Source organism: Caulobacter sp. AP07, from assembly GCF_000281955.1.
GTDB lineage: Bacteria > Pseudomonadota > Alphaproteobacteria > Caulobacterales > Caulobacteraceae > Caulobacter.
In genome coordinates, this window is record NZ_AKKF01000070.1 from 1 (window position 1) to 15,483 (window position 15,483).

Annotated in this window: 15 protein-coding genes; 9 read left to right on the top strand and 6 right to left on the bottom strand. The window is 70.3% G+C overall.

Going from position 1 to position 15,483, the window contains the following annotated elements; genetic code table 11:
- The 3 genes from PMI01_RS05055 to PMI01_RS05065 all read left to right on the top strand — a co-directional run.
- Nucleotides 1-771: NAD(P)H-binding protein (locus tag PMI01_RS05055; protein ID WP_007664047.1), on the top strand; the 771-nt coding region annotated here is incomplete at its 5' end.
- Nucleotides 764-1,243, top strand: a complete 480-nt coding sequence (locus PMI01_RS05060; RefSeq protein WP_007664051.1) for an anthrone oxygenase family protein — start codon at nt 764-766, stop codon at nt 1,241-1,243. The genes PMI01_RS05055 and PMI01_RS05060, both read left to right, overlap by 8 nt.
- A 79-nt stretch (nt 1,244-1,322) precedes the next feature.
- Nucleotides 1,323-1,796, top strand: a complete 474-nt coding sequence (locus PMI01_RS05065) for a DUF1203 domain-containing protein (protein WP_007664059.1) — start codon at nt 1,323-1,325, stop codon at nt 1,794-1,796.
- Nucleotides 1,797-1,806: 10 nt separating this feature from the next.
- Here PMI01_RS05065 and PMI01_RS05070 read toward each other — a convergent pair whose 3' ends face one another.
- Nucleotides 1,807-1,995, bottom strand: coding sequence for a hypothetical protein (locus PMI01_RS05070; RefSeq protein ID WP_007664061.1), 189 nt, complete (start codon nt 1,993-1,995; stop codon nt 1,807-1,809).
- A gap of 164 nt (nt 1,996-2,159) precedes the next feature.
- Between PMI01_RS05070 and PMI01_RS05075 the strand changes: the two genes are divergently transcribed.
- Entirely contained in the window at nt 2,160-2,897 is a 738-nt protein-coding gene (locus PMI01_RS05075; RefSeq protein ID WP_007664063.1) for a DUF1223 domain-containing protein, read from the top strand.
- Between the two features lie 167 nt (nt 2,898-3,064).
- Nucleotides 3,065-5,974, top strand: a complete 2,910-nt coding sequence (gene uvrA, locus PMI01_RS05080; protein WP_007664065.1) for an excinuclease ABC subunit UvrA — start codon at nt 3,065-3,067, stop codon at nt 5,972-5,974.
- On the opposite strand, the gene PMI01_RS05085 is transcribed toward uvrA, so the two are convergent.
- The 5 genes from PMI01_RS05085 to PMI01_RS05105 all read right to left on the bottom strand — a co-directional run bounded on the left by PMI01_RS05085 (nt 5,971) and on the right by PMI01_RS05105 (nt 10,608).
- On the bottom strand, nt 5,971-6,840 hold the full coding sequence (locus PMI01_RS05085; RefSeq protein ID WP_007664067.1) for a hypothetical protein: 870 nt from the start codon (nt 6,838-6,840) through the stop codon (nt 5,971-5,973). The genes uvrA and PMI01_RS05085 overlap by 4 nt on opposite strands.
- 10 nt (nt 6,841-6,850) lie before the next feature.
- The gene (locus PMI01_RS05090; RefSeq protein ID WP_007664069.1) at nt 6,851-7,762 is read right to left on the bottom strand and encodes a hypothetical protein; all 912 of its coding nucleotides are present in this window, start codon (nt 7,760-7,762) and stop codon (nt 6,851-6,853) included.
- A 100-nt stretch (nt 7,763-7,862) separates the two neighbouring features.
- Nucleotides 7,863-8,729, bottom strand: coding sequence for a hypothetical protein (locus tag PMI01_RS05095; protein WP_007664070.1), 867 nt, complete (start codon nt 8,727-8,729; stop codon nt 7,863-7,865).
- Nucleotides 8,726-9,526, bottom strand: a complete 801-nt coding sequence (locus PMI01_RS05100) for a hypothetical protein (protein ID WP_007664072.1) — start codon at nt 9,524-9,526, stop codon at nt 8,726-8,728. The genes PMI01_RS05095 and PMI01_RS05100 overlap by 4 nt, the downstream gene beginning before the upstream one ends.
- 137 nt (nt 9,527-9,663) lie before the next feature.
- Nucleotides 9,664-10,608 (bottom strand): hypothetical protein, encoded by a 945-nt coding sequence (locus tag PMI01_RS05105; protein ID WP_007664075.1) that lies wholly within the window; start codon nt 10,606-10,608, stop codon nt 9,664-9,666.
- A 113-nt stretch (nt 10,609-10,721) separates the two neighbouring features.
- Between PMI01_RS05105 and trmFO the strand changes: the two genes are divergently transcribed.
- From trmFO to PMI01_RS05125, 4 genes are all read left to right on the top strand, one after another.
- Entirely contained in the window at nt 10,722-12,164 is a 1,443-nt protein-coding gene (trmFO, locus tag PMI01_RS05110) for a methylenetetrahydrofolate--tRNA-(uracil(54)-C(5))-methyltransferase (FADH(2)-oxidizing) TrmFO (RefSeq protein WP_007664078.1), read from the top strand.
- Nucleotides 12,165-12,432: 268 nt separating this feature from the next.
- Complete coding sequence (locus PMI01_RS05115) at nt 12,433-13,725, top strand: allantoate amidohydrolase (RefSeq protein WP_369742979.1); 1,293 nt, start codon at nt 12,433-12,435, stop codon at nt 13,723-13,725.
- Nucleotides 13,722-14,981: a pyridoxal-phosphate-dependent aminotransferase family protein gene (locus PMI01_RS05120; protein ID WP_007664082.1), complete on the top strand. Its 1,260-nt coding sequence runs from the start codon at nt 13,722-13,724 to the stop codon at nt 14,979-14,981. Before PMI01_RS05115 ends, PMI01_RS05120 begins: the two co-directional genes overlap by 4 nt.
- Nucleotides 14,982-15,108: 127 nt before the next feature.
- The coding region (locus PMI01_RS05125; RefSeq protein ID WP_007664084.1) for a polysaccharide deacetylase family protein at nt 15,109-15,483 on the top strand (375 nt) is incomplete at its 3' end.

The window sequence follows — 15,483 nt, forward strand, 5'->3', positions numbered from 1 at the left end:
CGGCTGCGGGCCCCCGGCCGCGCCGTGCGCCTCGGCTCGCGCGGCGCCGACCCGGCCTTCGACTGGGACGACCGCGCCACCTGGGGGCCGGTCCTGCGCGGCGTCGGCGCCGTCTATGTCGCCTTCCAGCCGGACCTGGCGGTTCCCGGCGCGCTGGAAACCGTCGAAGCCTTCTTCGCCCAGGCCGTGGCCAGCGGCGTTCCCCGGCTGGTCCTGCTGTCGGGCCGCGGCGAGGTGGAGGCCGAGCAGGCCGAACAGGCGCTGATGGACTCCGGGGCCGACTGGACGATCCTGCGGGCCAGCTGGTTCCACCAGAACTTCAGCGAGAACTTCTTCCTGGAGCAGGTCTTGGCCGGCGAGATCGCCCTGCCGACCGGGCCGGCGGCCGAGCCCTTCATCGACGCCGAGGACATCGCCGACGTCGCCTTCGCCGCCCTGACCCAGCCGGGCCATTCGGGTCAGCTCTACGAACTGACCGGCCCCCGCGCCCTGACCTTCACCCAGGCGGTGGCCGAGATCGCCGCGGCGACGGGGCGCGAGATCGCCTTCGTTCCCGTCTCGCCGGACGACTTCCGGGCCGGCATGGTCCTGGCCCAGGTCCCGGACGAGGTCACCGACCTGGTGATCTACCTGTTCACCACCGTGCTGGACGGCCGCAACACGCCGCTGGCCGACGGGGTGCAACGCGCCCTGGGCCGCCCGCCGACCGACTTCTCCGACTATGCGCGGCGCACGGCCGCCACCGGCGTCTGGGGAGGGAGCCATGCTTGAGCGGTCCCAGGTCCTCCTGACCTTCGCCGCCGCGATCGGCAGCGGCGTGGTCGGCGGCGTCTTCTTCGCCTTCTCGACCTTCGTGATGGCGGCGCTGGGCCGGCTGCCGCCCCAGCAGGGGGTCGACGCGATGAACGCCATCAACGTCACCGTGATCAACCCGGCCTTCATGACCGCCTTCCTGGGCACGGCGCTGGTCTGCCTGATCCTGGGCCTCGGCGCGGCCTTCCATCTGGACCAGGCCCGCGGCCCGCTGATCCTCGCCGCCAGTCTGATCTACCTGGTCGGTTGTTTCGGGGTGACCATGGTCTTCAACGTGCCGCTGAACGACCGACTGGCCGCGGTCGGTCCGGCCCAGGCCGCCGACCTGTGGGCGCTCTACCTGCGCGACTGGACGCTGTGGAACCACGTCCGCACCGCCGCCCCTGTCTTCTCGGCGGTGCTGTTCATCCTTGCCCTGAGACAGCGGTGACGGCCCCGGCGGCGCCGCAAGGATCGGGTGTCGCCGGGTCGTGGCCGACGTCATCATCGCGGGACCAAAGGAGCCCCCCATGGCCTTCGCCGTCTCCAGCCTGCCGATCGAACCCTTCGCGCCGCTGTTCGCGCTCGACGACGCCGCCCTGGCGGAACGCGGCGCGATGCGCGTCGTCGCCGACGCCCGGTTCGCCTTCCCCTGCCGCGTCACCCTTGACGACGCCGAGCCGGGCGAGCGGCTGATCCTGCTGAACTACGAACACCAGGCCGCCGACACCCCGTTCCGTTCGGCCCACGCCATCTATGTCCGTGAAGCCGCCACCGGGGCGACGGCGACCACGGACGCCTTGCCGCCGGCCCTGCGCCGCCGCCTGCTGTCGCTGCGGGCCTTCGACGCGGCCGGCATGCTGCGCGACGCCGACGTGGTCGAGGGCGCTGTCGCCGAACCGGTGATCGCACGCATGCTCGCCGATCCCGCGATCGCCTACCTGCACGCCCACTACGCCAGGCCCGGCTGCTACGCGGCGCGGATCGACAGGACGGAAGGCTAGAAGCCCAGGACTAGAAGCTCTGGCTGCTCAGGGCGATGATGGCCTTGAAGGCCCAGACCGTGCAGCCGATGCAGATCATCAGGGTCACGAAGTCGGCGAAGCCGGTGCGCGGCTTGGCGACCTTGCCGGTCTTGCCCTTGGAGGCCGCCGCCGCCGGAGCCTTCGCCCCACTCGCCTTCGCTGCCGCCGCCTTGGCCACGCCCGTCGCCCTCGCTGGACTGCGCCCGACGCGCCGCCCGAGCGCCCGTTAGACACCCCAGGTGCTGAAGGCCACGCTTCCAAAGGCGGTTAAACGGGGATGAACGCTGTAACCTTCCGCCCGCCGCCGCGAACTCCTGTTCAAGGATTCCTGGAGAACCACACATGGCGCGGACCACGATGCGACGCATGACCCGGATCGCCCTGGCCCTGGGCGCGGCGATGACGGCCGGGGCCGGCGCCTGGGCGCTGACCGCGCCGCATGACGCCTCGAGCGGCGCCCCGGGGCGTCCCGTGGTGCTCGAACTGTTCCAGAGCCAGGGCTGCTCGTCCTGCCCGCCGGCCAACGCCAACCTCAACGCCATCGCCGACCGGCCCGACGTCCTGGCCCTGAGTTTCGGGGTCACCTACTGGGACCAGCTGGGCTGGAAGGACACCTTCGCCCAGCCGGCCTTCACCGACCGCCAGCGCGCCTACGCCCGCGGCCTGGCCGCCCAGTTGGGCACGCCGCAGATGGTGGTCGAGGGCCGCGAGGACCTGATCGGAACCAACGCCCGCGAGGTGGACGCCGCCCTGCGCCGCGCCCGCCCGGCCATGGACGCGACGGTGACCCTGGCGGCGGGCCGGGTCGAGATCGGGGCCGGCCGAGCCCCCAAGGCCGGGGCCGACGTCTGGCTGGTGCGCTATGACCCGCGCGTCCGGCAGGTCGCCATCCAGCGCGGCGAGAACAACGGCAAGACCCTGCCCCACCGCGACGTCGTCCGCGAACTGACCCGCCTGGGCGGCTGGAACGGCGCGCCGGTGCGGTTCGCCGCGCCGGCGGCGAAGGAGCCGGCCCTGCGGACGGCGGTGCTGGTCCAGGGCAAGGACGGCGGCCCGATCCTGGCGGCGGCGCGGTTCTGACGCACGCGTCCTGCTGACACCTACTGTCAGCAGTCTCGACGCCTCGCGCGTCGCGACATTTGTTCGCATCTTGTTCTTGTGTTAATTGCCGTTCCGGACCCTACATATAGCCGTTGCGCCGCGCCCTCCCCGCGGCCCCCAAATCTCGCTCACGCGTTCCGGAAACCATGGCTGAACAACTGAACTTCATCCGCGTGCGCGGCGCGCGGGAGCACAATCTCAAGAACGTCAGCGTCGACATCCCCCGGGGCGAGCTCGTGGTGCTGACCGGCCTGTCGGGCTCGGGCAAGAGCTCGCTGGCGTTCGACACCATCTACGCCGAGGGCCAGCGCCGCTACGTCGAGAGCCTGTCGGCCTACGCCCGCCAGTTCCTGGAGCTGATGAGCAAGCCGGACGTCGACCTGATCGAGGGCCTGTCGCCGGCCATCTCGATCGAACAGAAGACCACCTCGCGCAATCCGCGCTCGACGGTCGGCACGGTCACCGAGATCCACGACTACATGCGCCTGCTGTGGGCGCGGGTCGGCATCCCCTATTCGCCGGCCACCGGCCTGCCGATCGAGAGCCAGACCGTCAGCCAGATGGTCGACAAGATCACCGCCCTGCCCGAGGGCACGCGCCTCTACCTGCTGGCCCCCGTCGTCCGCGACCGCAAGGGCGAGTACCGCAAGGAGATCGCCGAGTGGCAGAAGGCCGGCTTCCAGCGGCTGAAGATCGACGGCGAGTTCTACCCGATCGAGGACGCGCCGGTCCTCGACAAGAAGTTCAAGCACGACATCGACGTGGTCGTGGACCGCATCGTCACCAAGCCCGGCCTGGAGCAGCGCCTGGCCGACTCCATGGAGCAGGCCCTGCGCCTGGCCGACGGCCTGGCGGTGGCCGAATGGGCCAATGTCGAGGAGGGCGAGAAGGAGCCGCGCCGGCTGCTGTTCTCCGAACGCTTCGCCTGCCCGGTCAGCGGCTTCACCATCGCCGAGATCGAGCCGCGGCTGTTCTCGTTCAACAACCCGGCGGGCGCCTGCCCCACCTGCGACGGCCTGGGCGCGAAACTCGCCTTCGACGCCGACCTGATCGTGCCCGACAAGGACAAGAGCCTGCACAAGGGCGCGGTGGCCCCGTGGTCGCGCGGCCCGTCGCCGCTCTACACCCAGACCCTGCAGGCCCTGGCCCGCCACTACGGCTTCTCGATGGACGAGCCCTGGCACAAGCTGCCGGAAAGCGCCCGCCAGGTGGTGCTGCAAGGCTCCAAGGGCGAGAAGATCAAGTTCGTCTATGACGACAACGCCCGCAAATACGAGGTGGCCAAGCCCTTCGAGGGCGTGCTGCCCAACCTTGAGCGCCGCTGGCGCGAAACCGACTCCAGCTGGGTCCGCGAAGAGCTGGGCCGCTACCAGTCCGACACCCCCTGCGAGGTCTGCCACGGCAAGCGCCTGAAGCCGGAAGCCCTGGCGGTGAAGATCGCCGGCATGGACATCGCCCAGGTGTCGATGCTGGCCATCCGCCCGGCCAAGGACTGGTTCGCCGGCCTCGAAGGCCAGCTGTCCGACAAGAACATGGAGATCGCCCGGCGGATCCTGAAGGAGATCAACGACCGCCTGCGGTTCCTGGTCGACGTCGGCCTGGACTACCTCAACCTGTCGCGCGGCTCGGGCACCCTGTCGGGCGGCGAAAGCCAGCGCATCCGCCTGGCCAGCCAGATCGGCTCGGGCCTGACCGGCGTGCTCTACGTGCTGGACGAGCCGTCGATCGGCCTGCACCAGCGCGACAACACCCGGCTCTTGCAGTCGCTGCAAGGCCTGCGCGACCTGGGCAATTCGGTGCTGGTGGTCGAGCACGACGAGGAGGCCATCCTCACCGCCGACTACGTGATCGACATGGGTCCGGCGGCGGGCGTGCACGGCGGCGAGATCGTCGCCGAGGGCAAGCCGGCCGACATCATGGCCAATCCGGGCAGCATCACCGGCCAGTACCTGACCGGCGTGCGCGAAATCGCCGTGCCGGAAGACCGCCGGCCGATCAACAAGAAGAAGATGCTGAAGGTCATCGGGGCCACCGGCAACAACCTCAAGGGCGTGACGGGCGAGATCCCGGTCGGGACCTTCACCTGCATCACCGGCGTCAGCGGCGGCGGCAAGTCGACCTTCACCATCGAGACCCTCTACAAGGCCGCCGCCCGGCGGCTGAACAACGCCTCGGATGCGCCCGCCTCGCACGAGCGGATCGAGGGGCTGGAGAACTTCGACAAGGTCATCGACATCGACCAGTCGCCGATCGGCCGCACCCCGCGCTCGAACCCGGCCACCTATACCGGCGCCTTCGGGCCGATCCGCGACTGGTTCGCCCAGTTGCCGGAAAGCAAGGTGCGCGGCTACGGCCCCGGCCGCTTCAGCTTCAACGTCAAGGGCGGCCGCTGCGAGGCCTGCCAGGGCGACGGCCTGATCAAGATCGAGATGCACTTCCTGCCCGACGTCTACGTCACCTGCGACGTCTGCAAGGGCAAGCGCTACAACCGCGAGACCCTCGACATCCTGTTCAAGGGCAAGACCATCGCCGACGTGCTCGACATGACGGTGGAAGAGGCCGCCGACTTCTTCAAGGCGGTGCCGCCGATCCGCGACAAGATGGAGACGCTCAAGCGCGTCGGCCTCAGCTACATCAAGGTCGGCCAGCAGGCCACCACCCTGTCCGGCGGCGAAGCCCAACGGGTGAAACTGTCCAAGGAGCTCAGCAAGCGGGCCACCGGCCGGACGCTGTACATCCTCGACGAGCCGACCACCGGCCTGCACTTCGAGGACACCAAGAAGCTGCTGGAGGTGCTGCACGAGCTGGTCGACCAGGGCAACACCGTGGTGGTCATCGAGCACAATCTCGACGTGGTGAAGACCGCCGACTGGCTGCTGGACTTCGGCCCCGAGGGCGGCGACGGCGGCGGCGAGATCGTCGCCGTGGGCTCGCCCCAGGACGTGGCCAAGGTCGAGGCCAGCTGGACCGGCCGCTACCTCAAGGACGTGCTGGCCCGCCACGAGGACCGGCGACTGGAACGGGTGGCGGCGCTGAAGGCGGCCAAGCGGGCCTAGTCGAAGACGGCGGCCTGGTCAGTGACCGGGTCGCCGGCCAGGCGGCGATGGATGTAGGCGGCCGGCGCGACCTGGATCACCACGGCGAGGCCCAGAAGCAGTCCCTGCAGCAGGGCATGGACAAGCCTGGTCGGCTGGATGACCTGCATCATCGCGAGGGCCAGGGTCGGGCCATAGGTCAGTTCGGCGGTCAACTTGAGTCCCGAGATCACCTTGGTCAGGACGACGTTTCCGAGGACACCGACCCCGACCGCCATCAGCAACGTCACCAGGAAGGCGCCGAAGACCTTCCACGACCGGCCGCGCGTCAGACGCCACGAGGCCATGAACCGGAATCGACCGTCCCCGGCCGTCATCGGCCCCGCGAGCCACAGCCGACTCGCCAGGCCGAAGACCGCTGTCGCGCTGATCATCGTCAGCAAGGCCGTAAGAACGCTAATCCCGGTCACGCCCGGTCGGTTCAAGACCATGAGCGCCGAGCCGACCCCGAACGCCAGACCCACGGCGAACAACGCCGGGAGGGTCAGCAGGGACAATACGAACAGCCGCGCCTCGTCGCCGCCGAACCTCCGCCCCCGCCCGTCCGGCTCGCCGTCGCCGATCGCGCGCATGACGGCGGCGGCGATGATCGACATCGCCACGAGGAACGCCAGAAGGTTGGCGAAGGTCGCGACCATGCTGATCACGGCGGGCGTGGCCGGTCGCGAGGGCGTCGCCATGATGAGGTAGGTGGAAGCGACCGAGGTCAGGCCGCCGGCGAGGCTCGCGACCACGCCGACCAGCGCCAGCCCCAGGGTCGCCAGCGGCCGGCGGCGCAGCAGGTCGAAACCCGCCAGGACCGCCTGGCCGAACGCGAAGTCCCGCACTGCCCCGCCCCTAGGCGAAGGTGTCCGACACGTTCCTACCCTGCAGCTGGGCGTAGATGGTCGGGGCCGGGGCGAAGACGATCAGCATGATCAGCACCGACAGCAGGCCCGAGAACAGCGTCCGCACCATGCCGGCCGGGGTGAAGAAGGCCGCCAGCGAGGTCATGTCGGGATTGAGGGCCTCGCTCATCGCCGAGAGGCCGCCGCCCAGGCCCGCGCCGACCACGACGATAATCACCATCAGCAGGGCATAAACCACCATCGCCAGGACCAGCGCCACGAAATAGGCCCCGAACAGCGGCCAGAAACGGCCCTTGGTCAGGGCCCACGAACCCCGGATGTCGACCTTGCCGGTGTCGAAGGTCAGGACCCCGGCGAACGACAGGCGCACGGCCAGGATCAGCATCAGCGCCACCATGGCCATGCCCGTCAGCACGCCGAGCGCCACGCCCAGCCCGGCGCCGCCGATCGCCGCGCCGACCCCGCCGATCAGCACGGAGATGATCACCGCGCCGAAATAGGCGGCGACCAGGATCAGGTTGACCAGCACCAGCACGGCGGCCTGGCGCAGTTCGTCGGCGCCCAGGCGCAGATAGGCTCCGGCGCTGTCGTGCGGACGCAGCACCAAGCGGTTCACCCCGGCCAGCAGCACCGAATAGATCACCAGGCTGTAGACCGCCGAGAACAGGAACAGCGGGCCCATGCCCTCCATCGCCTTCAGGGTGGCCTGCGGGTCGCTGCTGGGTTCGCTGCTCAGCTCCATCATCGCCGCCAGTTGCGGACCGGCCAGCTTGATGGTGACGACGCTGACGATCAGCGAGGCGACGGTCATCAGCACCGCCCACACGCCCACCGTCTTCAGATGCTCGCGCGCCAGCCGAAAGCCCGACAGCGCCGCGTCGGTGGCCGAAAACTGTTCCATGGCGCGCGCCCCTGCTGCCTTCGTCAATTCCGACCACGCCTAACAAGGTTCCGGGCGCCGCGACAGCCCCGCCGACGGAAATCCCAGTCTGACGCCTTCCCTAGGCCGCCGGCGCCAGCTCGCTGGCGTGCAGGTCGTAATAGGCTCGGGCCGGGGCGGCGGTGAGGATCACCATCTGGATGGTGAAGAAGAACGGCGCCAGCAGCAGGTTGGCCAGGCCCGTCAGGGCCAGCATGACCAGGTTGGTCACCCCGCCCGACAGGCTCAGGATCGTGCCCGCGACGATGGTCTGGGCCAGGCCGACCAGGAAGGTGATCACGAAGGCCACCGCGTACATGCCCAGCAGATGCCAGAAATGGTGGTCGGTCAGCGCCCAGGTCCGCCGGAGCGACAACTTGCCCTCGGCGAAGGTGGTGATCGACAGCAGCGACAGGCGGATGCCGAACCAGATCGACAGGCCGGCCACCGCGATGGCGCCCAGCACCTCGACCCAGCGGTTGGTCTGCACCGCGCCCAGATTGATCAGCCCGGCCCCGATCAGCACCAGCACGGCGCTGGGCAGGGCGGTGACGACGATGGTCACGACCCAGCCGACCAGGGCGACGACGAACTGCCGCGCTTCCTCCCGACCGGCCCGCATGTAAGCCAGGCGGTGGTCTTCGGGCCGCACCACCGCCCGCATGATCGCCACGGTGATCACCGACTGCAGGGCCACGGCCAGGGCGATCAGCGGCAGCAGCGTGCCCTGGCGGCGGGCCACGATGCCGACCAGCTCGCCCAGGTCGTTGGTCCGCGACAGCAGGGCCAGGTCGGTCCGCACCGAGCCGCCGAACGCGAAGGCGACCACCAGGCCCAGGACCACCAGCATGGCGAAATAGCAGGCCGCCCAGGCCAGCAGGACCAGCGGCTTGCGACGCGTCATGCGGACGCCTTCGAGGGCGGCTTCGACGGGCGAGAAGGTGGTCATGGCTTGGCGGTTCCAGGGGTCGCGACCGGTTGGACCTGGTGTCGATAGACGTCGACCAGCGCCGCGGTCCAGACCGGGATGAGGTAGAAGAACAGCAGGCCCACGCTGACCAGCTGGGCCAGGGGCGCGCTGCGCGTCAGGCCGACCAGCACGCGGGCATAGCCCAGCCCGACGGCCAGGATGATCGCCGGCGCGATCAGCACCAGCCCCGCCACGAACAGGGTCAGGGTCGCGCCGCGGGTCAGGGCGAAGGCGCTGAGCACCTGGATCCGGCCATGGTCGACCGTCGCGGCGGGGGCCAGGGCCAGGCGCAGGCCGACCCAGGCCAGCAGCGCCAGCGAGGCCAGAGGTACGAGGCCGGCCAGGATCGCGCCCGGTCCCGACAGCGCGGCGCGCCAGGCCTCTGCCGAGGTGGCGTCGAAGCCGGGCGAGGTCGAGCGGGCCACGCCCAGGGCGACGCCGCCGATGACCACGAACAGCACCGCCATCACCACCGTCATCACCACGGTGATCAGCAGTTGCACGGCCAGCAGCCGCCATTCCTCGCGGCCCCAGCGCAGGCCGTTCCAGCCGCGCGGACCGTCGAAGGCGGCGCGGTAGAGGGCGCCGTAGGCCAGGGTCGCGGCGGCCAGTTCGATCACCAGACCCAGGAAGGCGATTTCGGGCGGCAGGGCGCGAGGCAGCAGGCTGAGCACCGCGCCGGCCGCCAGCGCGGCCCCGCAGGCCCGCATCCCTGGCGCCCAGCCGGCCAGTCCGGCGCGAACGGTGCGCCCGATCGCCGCCGATCCTTCGCTCATGAAGCCCCTCTCCCGTCCGCGATACGCGCGAACCCCGCTCAATCGCGGAGTCTAAGCGGTTCGACCCCGGCTTGGCGACGAGTCGCGGCGGCTGTCACGCTGAATTTCGACGGGCGTGGCCCTGGCGCCGCGCCGCGTCAGGTCGCCGGGGTGGCGCGCAGGTCGCGATAGGCCGTGGCCCAGGGCGCGAAGATCAGGGCCATGGCCGGGCCCGCCAGCAACGAACCCAGCACGGCGACCCCGGCGGCGAGCGGCCACAGGGCCCGCACCCAAGCCTCGGGCGGCTGCTTGGCCAATCCCTCGAACATCGGGATCAGCGTGGAGGAGAATGCCAGGAACCCGACGCCGGCCACGCCATAGACCACCATCTCCAGGGCGATGACGATCAGGGCCAGCAGCAACACCATGCCCAGCAGCGGCCACGCCTGGCCGCGCGTCAGCGGCCACGCTTCGAACAGCAGGAACTTGCGCTCGGAAAAGCTCATCGGGCCGGCCATCGACAGGCGCAGCATCGCCCAGACCACCGCGCCGGTCGCGACCAGGCCCGCCAGGACGGCGACCAGGATGCAGGACGCGGCTCCGGCCTCGGGGTTGGCCATGGCGCCGAACACATAGGCCAGGCCGGCGAGGATCGCGACCGCCAGCATCGCCACGAGGCAGACGAGATAGGCCAGCACGCCCATGACCAGGAACACCAGGCCCAGCCACAGCTCCTGCGCCCCCAGCCGCAGGAAGGCGAAACCCTTCTGGTCGGGCTCCAGCACGATGCGGAACACCGCCGCGGCGATCACCGCCTTCACCAGGGTTCCGCCCAGCCAGTAGACCAGGTTGAACAGCGTCATCTTGGTCTGCATCTGCATGAGCCGCGTCATCATCTGCGGATCCATCTCCGGCGAGCCCTGGCTGGCGGCGCCCGCCTTGACGAAGGCCACGAAGTCGGGAACCACCGCCCAGCCCAGGCCCGCGAAGGGCAGGATCAGGACCAGCAGGATCAGCGCGCCCCAGGTCAGCACCGCCACCGGCTCTCGCCCGATGACCCCGAACCCCGACGTCGCCGCGCCGCTCACCGAAAATCGCGCCATGTTCGCCTCCCCCAGTGTTCGCCCCGACGCTCGCCAGGCGAGCGCCGCGTGACTCTTCGCGTCAGCCTACACGCAGGTTTCGCCGAGCGACAGGCGGGGGTATGAGGACGGCCATGAGCACTTCCTCCACTTCCGCCCCGCCGATCCATGTCATCGGCGGCGGCCTGGCCGGGTCCGAGGCCGCCTGGCAGATCGCCCAGGCCGGCGTCCCGGTCATCCTGCACGAGATGCGGCGCGACGAGCCCTCAAGCAGCGAAGCGATAGGGCAAACAAAAATCCGCACGGACGCCCATCAGACCGACGGCCTGGCCGAGATGGTCTGTTCCAACTCGTTCCGCTCCGACGACTGGCAGTTCAACGCCGTGGGCCTGCTGCACGCCGAGATGCGCGCTTGCGACTCGCTGATCATGTCGGCCGCCGACCAGCACCAGGTGCCGGCCGGCGGGGCCCTGGCCGTCGACCGCGACGGCTTCTCGGGCGAGGTCACCCGCCGCATCGAGGCCCACCCGCTGATCACCATCGCCCGCGAGGAGGTCGCCGGCCTGCCACCCGCCGACTGGGACAGCGTGGTCGTGGCCACCGGCCCCCTGACCTCGCCGGCCCTGGCCGACGCCATCCTGGAACTCAGCGGCGAGGGCCAGCTCAGCTTCTTCGACGCCATCGCCCCGATCATCCACGTCGAGTCGATCGACATGGACATCGCCTGGCGCCAGTCGCGCTACGACAAGGAAGGCCCCGGCGGCGACGCGGCCGCCTACATCAACTGCCCGATGAACAAGCAGGAGTACGAGGCCTTCATCGACGCCCTGCTCGAAGGCCCCAAGGCCGAGTTCAAGGACTGGGAGCACGTGCCCTATTTCGACGGCTGCCTGCCGATCGAGGTGATGGCCGAACGCGGCCGCGAGACCCTGCGCCACGGGCCGATGAAGCCGGTCGGCCTGACCAACCCACGCGACCCGCTGGTCAAGGCCCACGCCATCGTCCAGCTGCGCCAGGACAACGCCCTGGCCACGCTGTGGAACATGGTCGGCTTCCAGACCAAGCTGAAGCACGGCGCCCAGGCCGAGGTGTTCCGGATGATCCCGGGCCTGCAGAACGCCCAGTTCGCCCGGCTGGGCGGCCTGCACCGCAACACCTTCATCAACAGCCCGCGCCTGCTGGACCGCAGCCTGCGCATGAAGGTCGCGCCGCGCCTGCGCTTCGCCGGCCAGATGACCGGCGTCGAAGGCTATGTCGAGAGCGCCGCCACCGGCCTGCTGGCCGGCCGCTTCGCCGCCGCCGAACGCCTGGGCCGGACCCTGGCCGCCCCGCCGCCGACCACCGCCCTGGGCGCGCTGGTCGACCACGTGACCGGCGGCCACATCGAGGGCGAGGCGCTGGGCAAGACCTCGTTCCAGCCGATGAACATCAACTACGGCCTGTTGCCGCCGATGGAGACCCCCAAGGTCGGCGACGACGGCGTCAAGATCCCGCTCAAGGAACGCGGCCGCGCCAAGAAGCGGCTGATGAGCGTGCGGGCGCTGGCGGATTTGGAGGGGTGGCTGGCGGGGGGCTGACCCCCATTTGCCCCCTACGGGCCTTCGGCCGTCTTCCCCCATAGGGGGAAGAGTTTAGAGCGTGTGGCTGCGCCCCTCGCCGCGACAGACGGCGCAGCCGCCAGGTGGGGGCAAGTGCCGGCTCGCCCCACCTAAGTAAGTAGTTTATGACTTAGCTTCGGGCGCCGTTCGCGCGGTTTGACGCTTGTCGAGGCATCGGCGGGCGGATCATCGTACGCTGGGCCGATCATCGCGGGCTTCGCAGCCGGCGGGTGCTAGCCATGACGTCATGGCTGGGAGACGAGCGCAAGCAACGGAGCCGAACGGGGTGGCGGAAACCTTCGAGCTTGGAACCCGGGCCAAGGCCCGCTGCGACCTGATGGGCGTCCCGCCCTACAGCGAGGCCGAAGGCATGCTGGTGCGCCGGTTCCTGACCCCGGCCCACAGGGAAGCGCTCGACACCCTGGCCTTCTGGATGGAGCAGGCCGGCATGAGCGCCCGCCGCGACCACGCCGGCAACCTGGTCGGCCGCTACGAGGGCGCCAGCCCGGACGCCCCGGCCCTGCTGATCGGCTCGCACATCGACAGCGTCCGCAACGGCGGCCGCTATGACGGGGCGCTGGGGGTGATGCTGGGGATCGACGTGGTCGAGGCCCTGAGCGCCGCCGGCCGCCGCCTGCCATTCGCCGTCGAGGTGATCGCGTTCGGCGACGAGGAGGGCTCGCGCTTTCCCGCCTCCATGGCCTGCAGCCGCGCCGTGGCCGGGACGGTCGATCCGATGGTCATGGAGATGACGGACGGCGACGGCGTTTCACTGGCCGAGGCCTTCGCCGCCTTCGGCCTGGACCCCACCCGCCTGGAGGAGGCCGCCCGCAAGCCCGGCGAGGTCTTCGCCTTCCTGGAAGCCCATATCGAGCAGGGCCCGGTGCTGGAGGCCGAGGGCCTGGCCCTGGGCGTGGTCACCGCCATCGCCGCCCAGAAGCGGCTGATGGTCCGGTTCACCGGCATGGCCGGCCACGCCGGAACCACGCCGATGACCCTGCGCAAGGACCCCGGCCCCGCCGCCGCCGAGGCGATCCTGGCCCTGGAGCGGATCTGCACAGCTGGACACGACGGCCTGGTCGGCACGGTCGGCCGGATCACCGCCCTGCCCGGGGCCTTCAACGTCATTCCCGGCGCGGTGGAATATTCGATGGACATCCGGTCCGAGGTCGCCGCCACCCGCGACGCCGCCGCCCTGGCGGTCACCGCCGAGATCGAGGCCATCGCCGCCCGCCGCGGCCTGGAGGTTTCCGTCACCCTGATGCAGGACCTGGCCGCCAGCCCCTGCGACCCCGGCCTGACCGCGTTGCTGGAGACGGCCGTCGCCGCCACCGGCCAGCCGCCCCGCCGCCTGCCCAGCGGGGCCGGCCATGACGCCATGGTCATCGCCGACCTCTGCCCCACCGCCATGCTGTTCATCCGCTGCGAAGGCGGCATCAGCCACAACCCGCGCGAAGCCGTCACGGAGGCCGATTGCGCCCTGGCGGCCCAGGCCATGCTCCATTTCATCGACCAGCTGGAACGACGCGAACGCGCATGACCCAGACCCCAATCCAGCCCCCTGGCCAGACCTTCGGCGAACTCGACCACCCCGCCCGCCTGCTGATGGGCCCCGGTCCGATCAACGTGCATCCGCGCGTGCTGCGGGCCATGTCGGTGCAACTGCTGGGCCAGTTCGACCCGGAGTTCACCGGCTACATGAACGAGACCATGGCCCTGTACCGCCAGGTCTTCCAGACGACCAATCAGCAGACCTTCCTGGTCGACGGCACCTCGCGGGCGGCCATCGAGGCGGCGCTGGTCTCGGTGCTGGCCCCAGGCGACGAGGTGGTGGTGGTCAACGCCGGGCGGTTCGGCCTGTTGCTGGCCGAGATCGCCGAGCGCTGCGACGCCAAGGTCACCACCGTCGAGGGCGCGTGGGGCACGGTGGTCGATCCGCAGGCCGTCGAGGACGCGGTCCGGCGCGTGCGGCCACGCCTGGTGGCCTGCGTGCACGGCGACACCTCGACCACCATGGCCCAGCCGCTGGAGGCGATCGGCGAGATCTGCCGACGGTACGACACCCTGCTCTATGTCGACGCCACCGCCACGATCGGCGGCATGAGCGTATCGGTCGACGCCTGGCAGGCCGACATCGTCACCGGCGGGCTGCAGAAGTGCCTGGGCGGGCCGTCCGGCTCGGGCCCGATCACCATTTCCGACCGCGCCGCCAACCACATCTTCGGTCGCCGCCACGTCGAGCGCGGGCTTGCTACACCAGGATTGGCGACGCCGGGCCTGGCCGGCAACGGCCGCCGCATCGCCTCCAACTATTTCGACCTGGCGATGATCATGGACTACTGGTCCGACAAGCGCCTGAACCACCACACCGAGGCCGCCTCGATGCTCTACGCGGCCCGCGAATGCGCGCGGGTGGTGCTGGAGGAAGGGCTGGAGGCGCGGTTCGCCCGCCACGCCCAGGCCGGGGCGGCCGTGGTCGCCGGGGTCGAGGCGATGGGGCTGAGCGTCTACGGCGACAAGGCCCACAAGATGACCAACGTCACCGCCGTGGTGATCCCGTCCGGCGTCGACGGCGACCGGGTGCGGATGCGCATGCGCACCGACTTCGAGATCGAGATCGGCACGGCCTTCGGCCCGTTGGCGGGGAAGGTCTGGCGGATCGGGGCGATGGGGGTGAACGCGCGCAAGCACGCGGTGCTGACCACCCTGGCGGCGCTGGAGGCGGTTCTGCGCGGCGAAGGGTACGGGTTCACGGCCGGGGCTGGGGTGGACGCGGCGTTGGGGGTGTTCTCGTGAGCGCGGTGCTGCCCCCCTCCGGCCCTTCGGGCCACCTCCCCCAAGGGGGGAGGATCTATGCCGCGGGAGCCCAGATGCTCCCCCCTTGGGGGAGCTGTCGCGGAGCGACTGAGGGGGCTCGCGGCGCATGACCTATCCAAGAAACCTCGTCGGCTACGGCGAGACCCCGCCCCACGCCGCCTGGCCGAACGGCGCCCGCGTCGCCGTGCAGTTCGTCCTCAACTACGAGGAAGGCGCCGAGCGCTCGGTCCTGCATGGCGACCCGCAGGCCGAGCACTTCCTGTCGGAGATGGTCGGCGCCCAGCCGATCCCCGACATGCGCCACATGTCGATGGAGAGCCTCTACGAATACGGCTCGCGCGCCGGCTTCTGGCGCATCCGGCGATTGTTCGAGGAATTCGGCTACCCGGTGACGGTGTTCGCCGTCGCCCAGGCCCTGGAGCGCAACCCCGACGTCGTGGCGGCGATGCAGAACTACGGCTGGGAGATCGCCAGCCACGGC

Coding starts and splice junctions, on each gene's coding strand:
- PMI01_RS05060 (WP_007664051.1), top strand. CDS start 764: ATGCTTGAGCGGTCCCAGGTCCTCCTGACCTTCGCCGCCGCGATCGGC.
- PMI01_RS05065 (WP_007664059.1), top strand. CDS start 1,323: ATGGCCTTCGCCGTCTCCAGCCTGCCGATCGAACCCTTCGCGCCGCTG.
- PMI01_RS05075 (WP_007664063.1), top strand. CDS start 2,160: ATGGCGCGGACCACGATGCGACGCATGACCCGGATCGCCCTGGCCCTG.
- uvrA (WP_007664065.1), top strand. CDS start 3,065: ATGGCTGAACAACTGAACTTCATCCGCGTGCGCGGCGCGCGGGAGCAC.
- PMI01_RS05090 (WP_007664069.1), bottom strand. CDS start 7,762: ATGGAACAGTTTTCGGCCACCGACGCGGCGCTGTCGGGCTTTCGGCTG.
- PMI01_RS05095 (WP_007664070.1), bottom strand. CDS start 8,729: ATGACCACCTTCTCGCCCGTCGAAGCCGCCCTCGAAGGCGTCCGCATG.
- PMI01_RS05100 (WP_007664072.1), bottom strand. CDS start 9,526: ATGAGCGAAGGATCGGCGGCGATCGGGCGCACCGTTCGCGCCGGACTG.
- PMI01_RS05105 (WP_007664075.1), bottom strand. CDS start 10,608: ATGGCGCGATTTTCGGTGAGCGGCGCGGCGACGTCGGGGTTCGGGGTC.
- trmFO (WP_007664078.1), top strand. CDS start 10,722: ATGAGCACTTCCTCCACTTCCGCCCCGCCGATCCATGTCATCGGCGGC.
- PMI01_RS05115 (WP_369742979.1), top strand. CDS start 12,433: ATGGCTGGGAGACGAGCGCAAGCAACGGAGCCGAACGGGGTGGCGGAA.
- PMI01_RS05120 (WP_007664082.1), top strand. CDS start 13,722: ATGACCCAGACCCCAATCCAGCCCCCTGGCCAGACCTTCGGCGAACTC.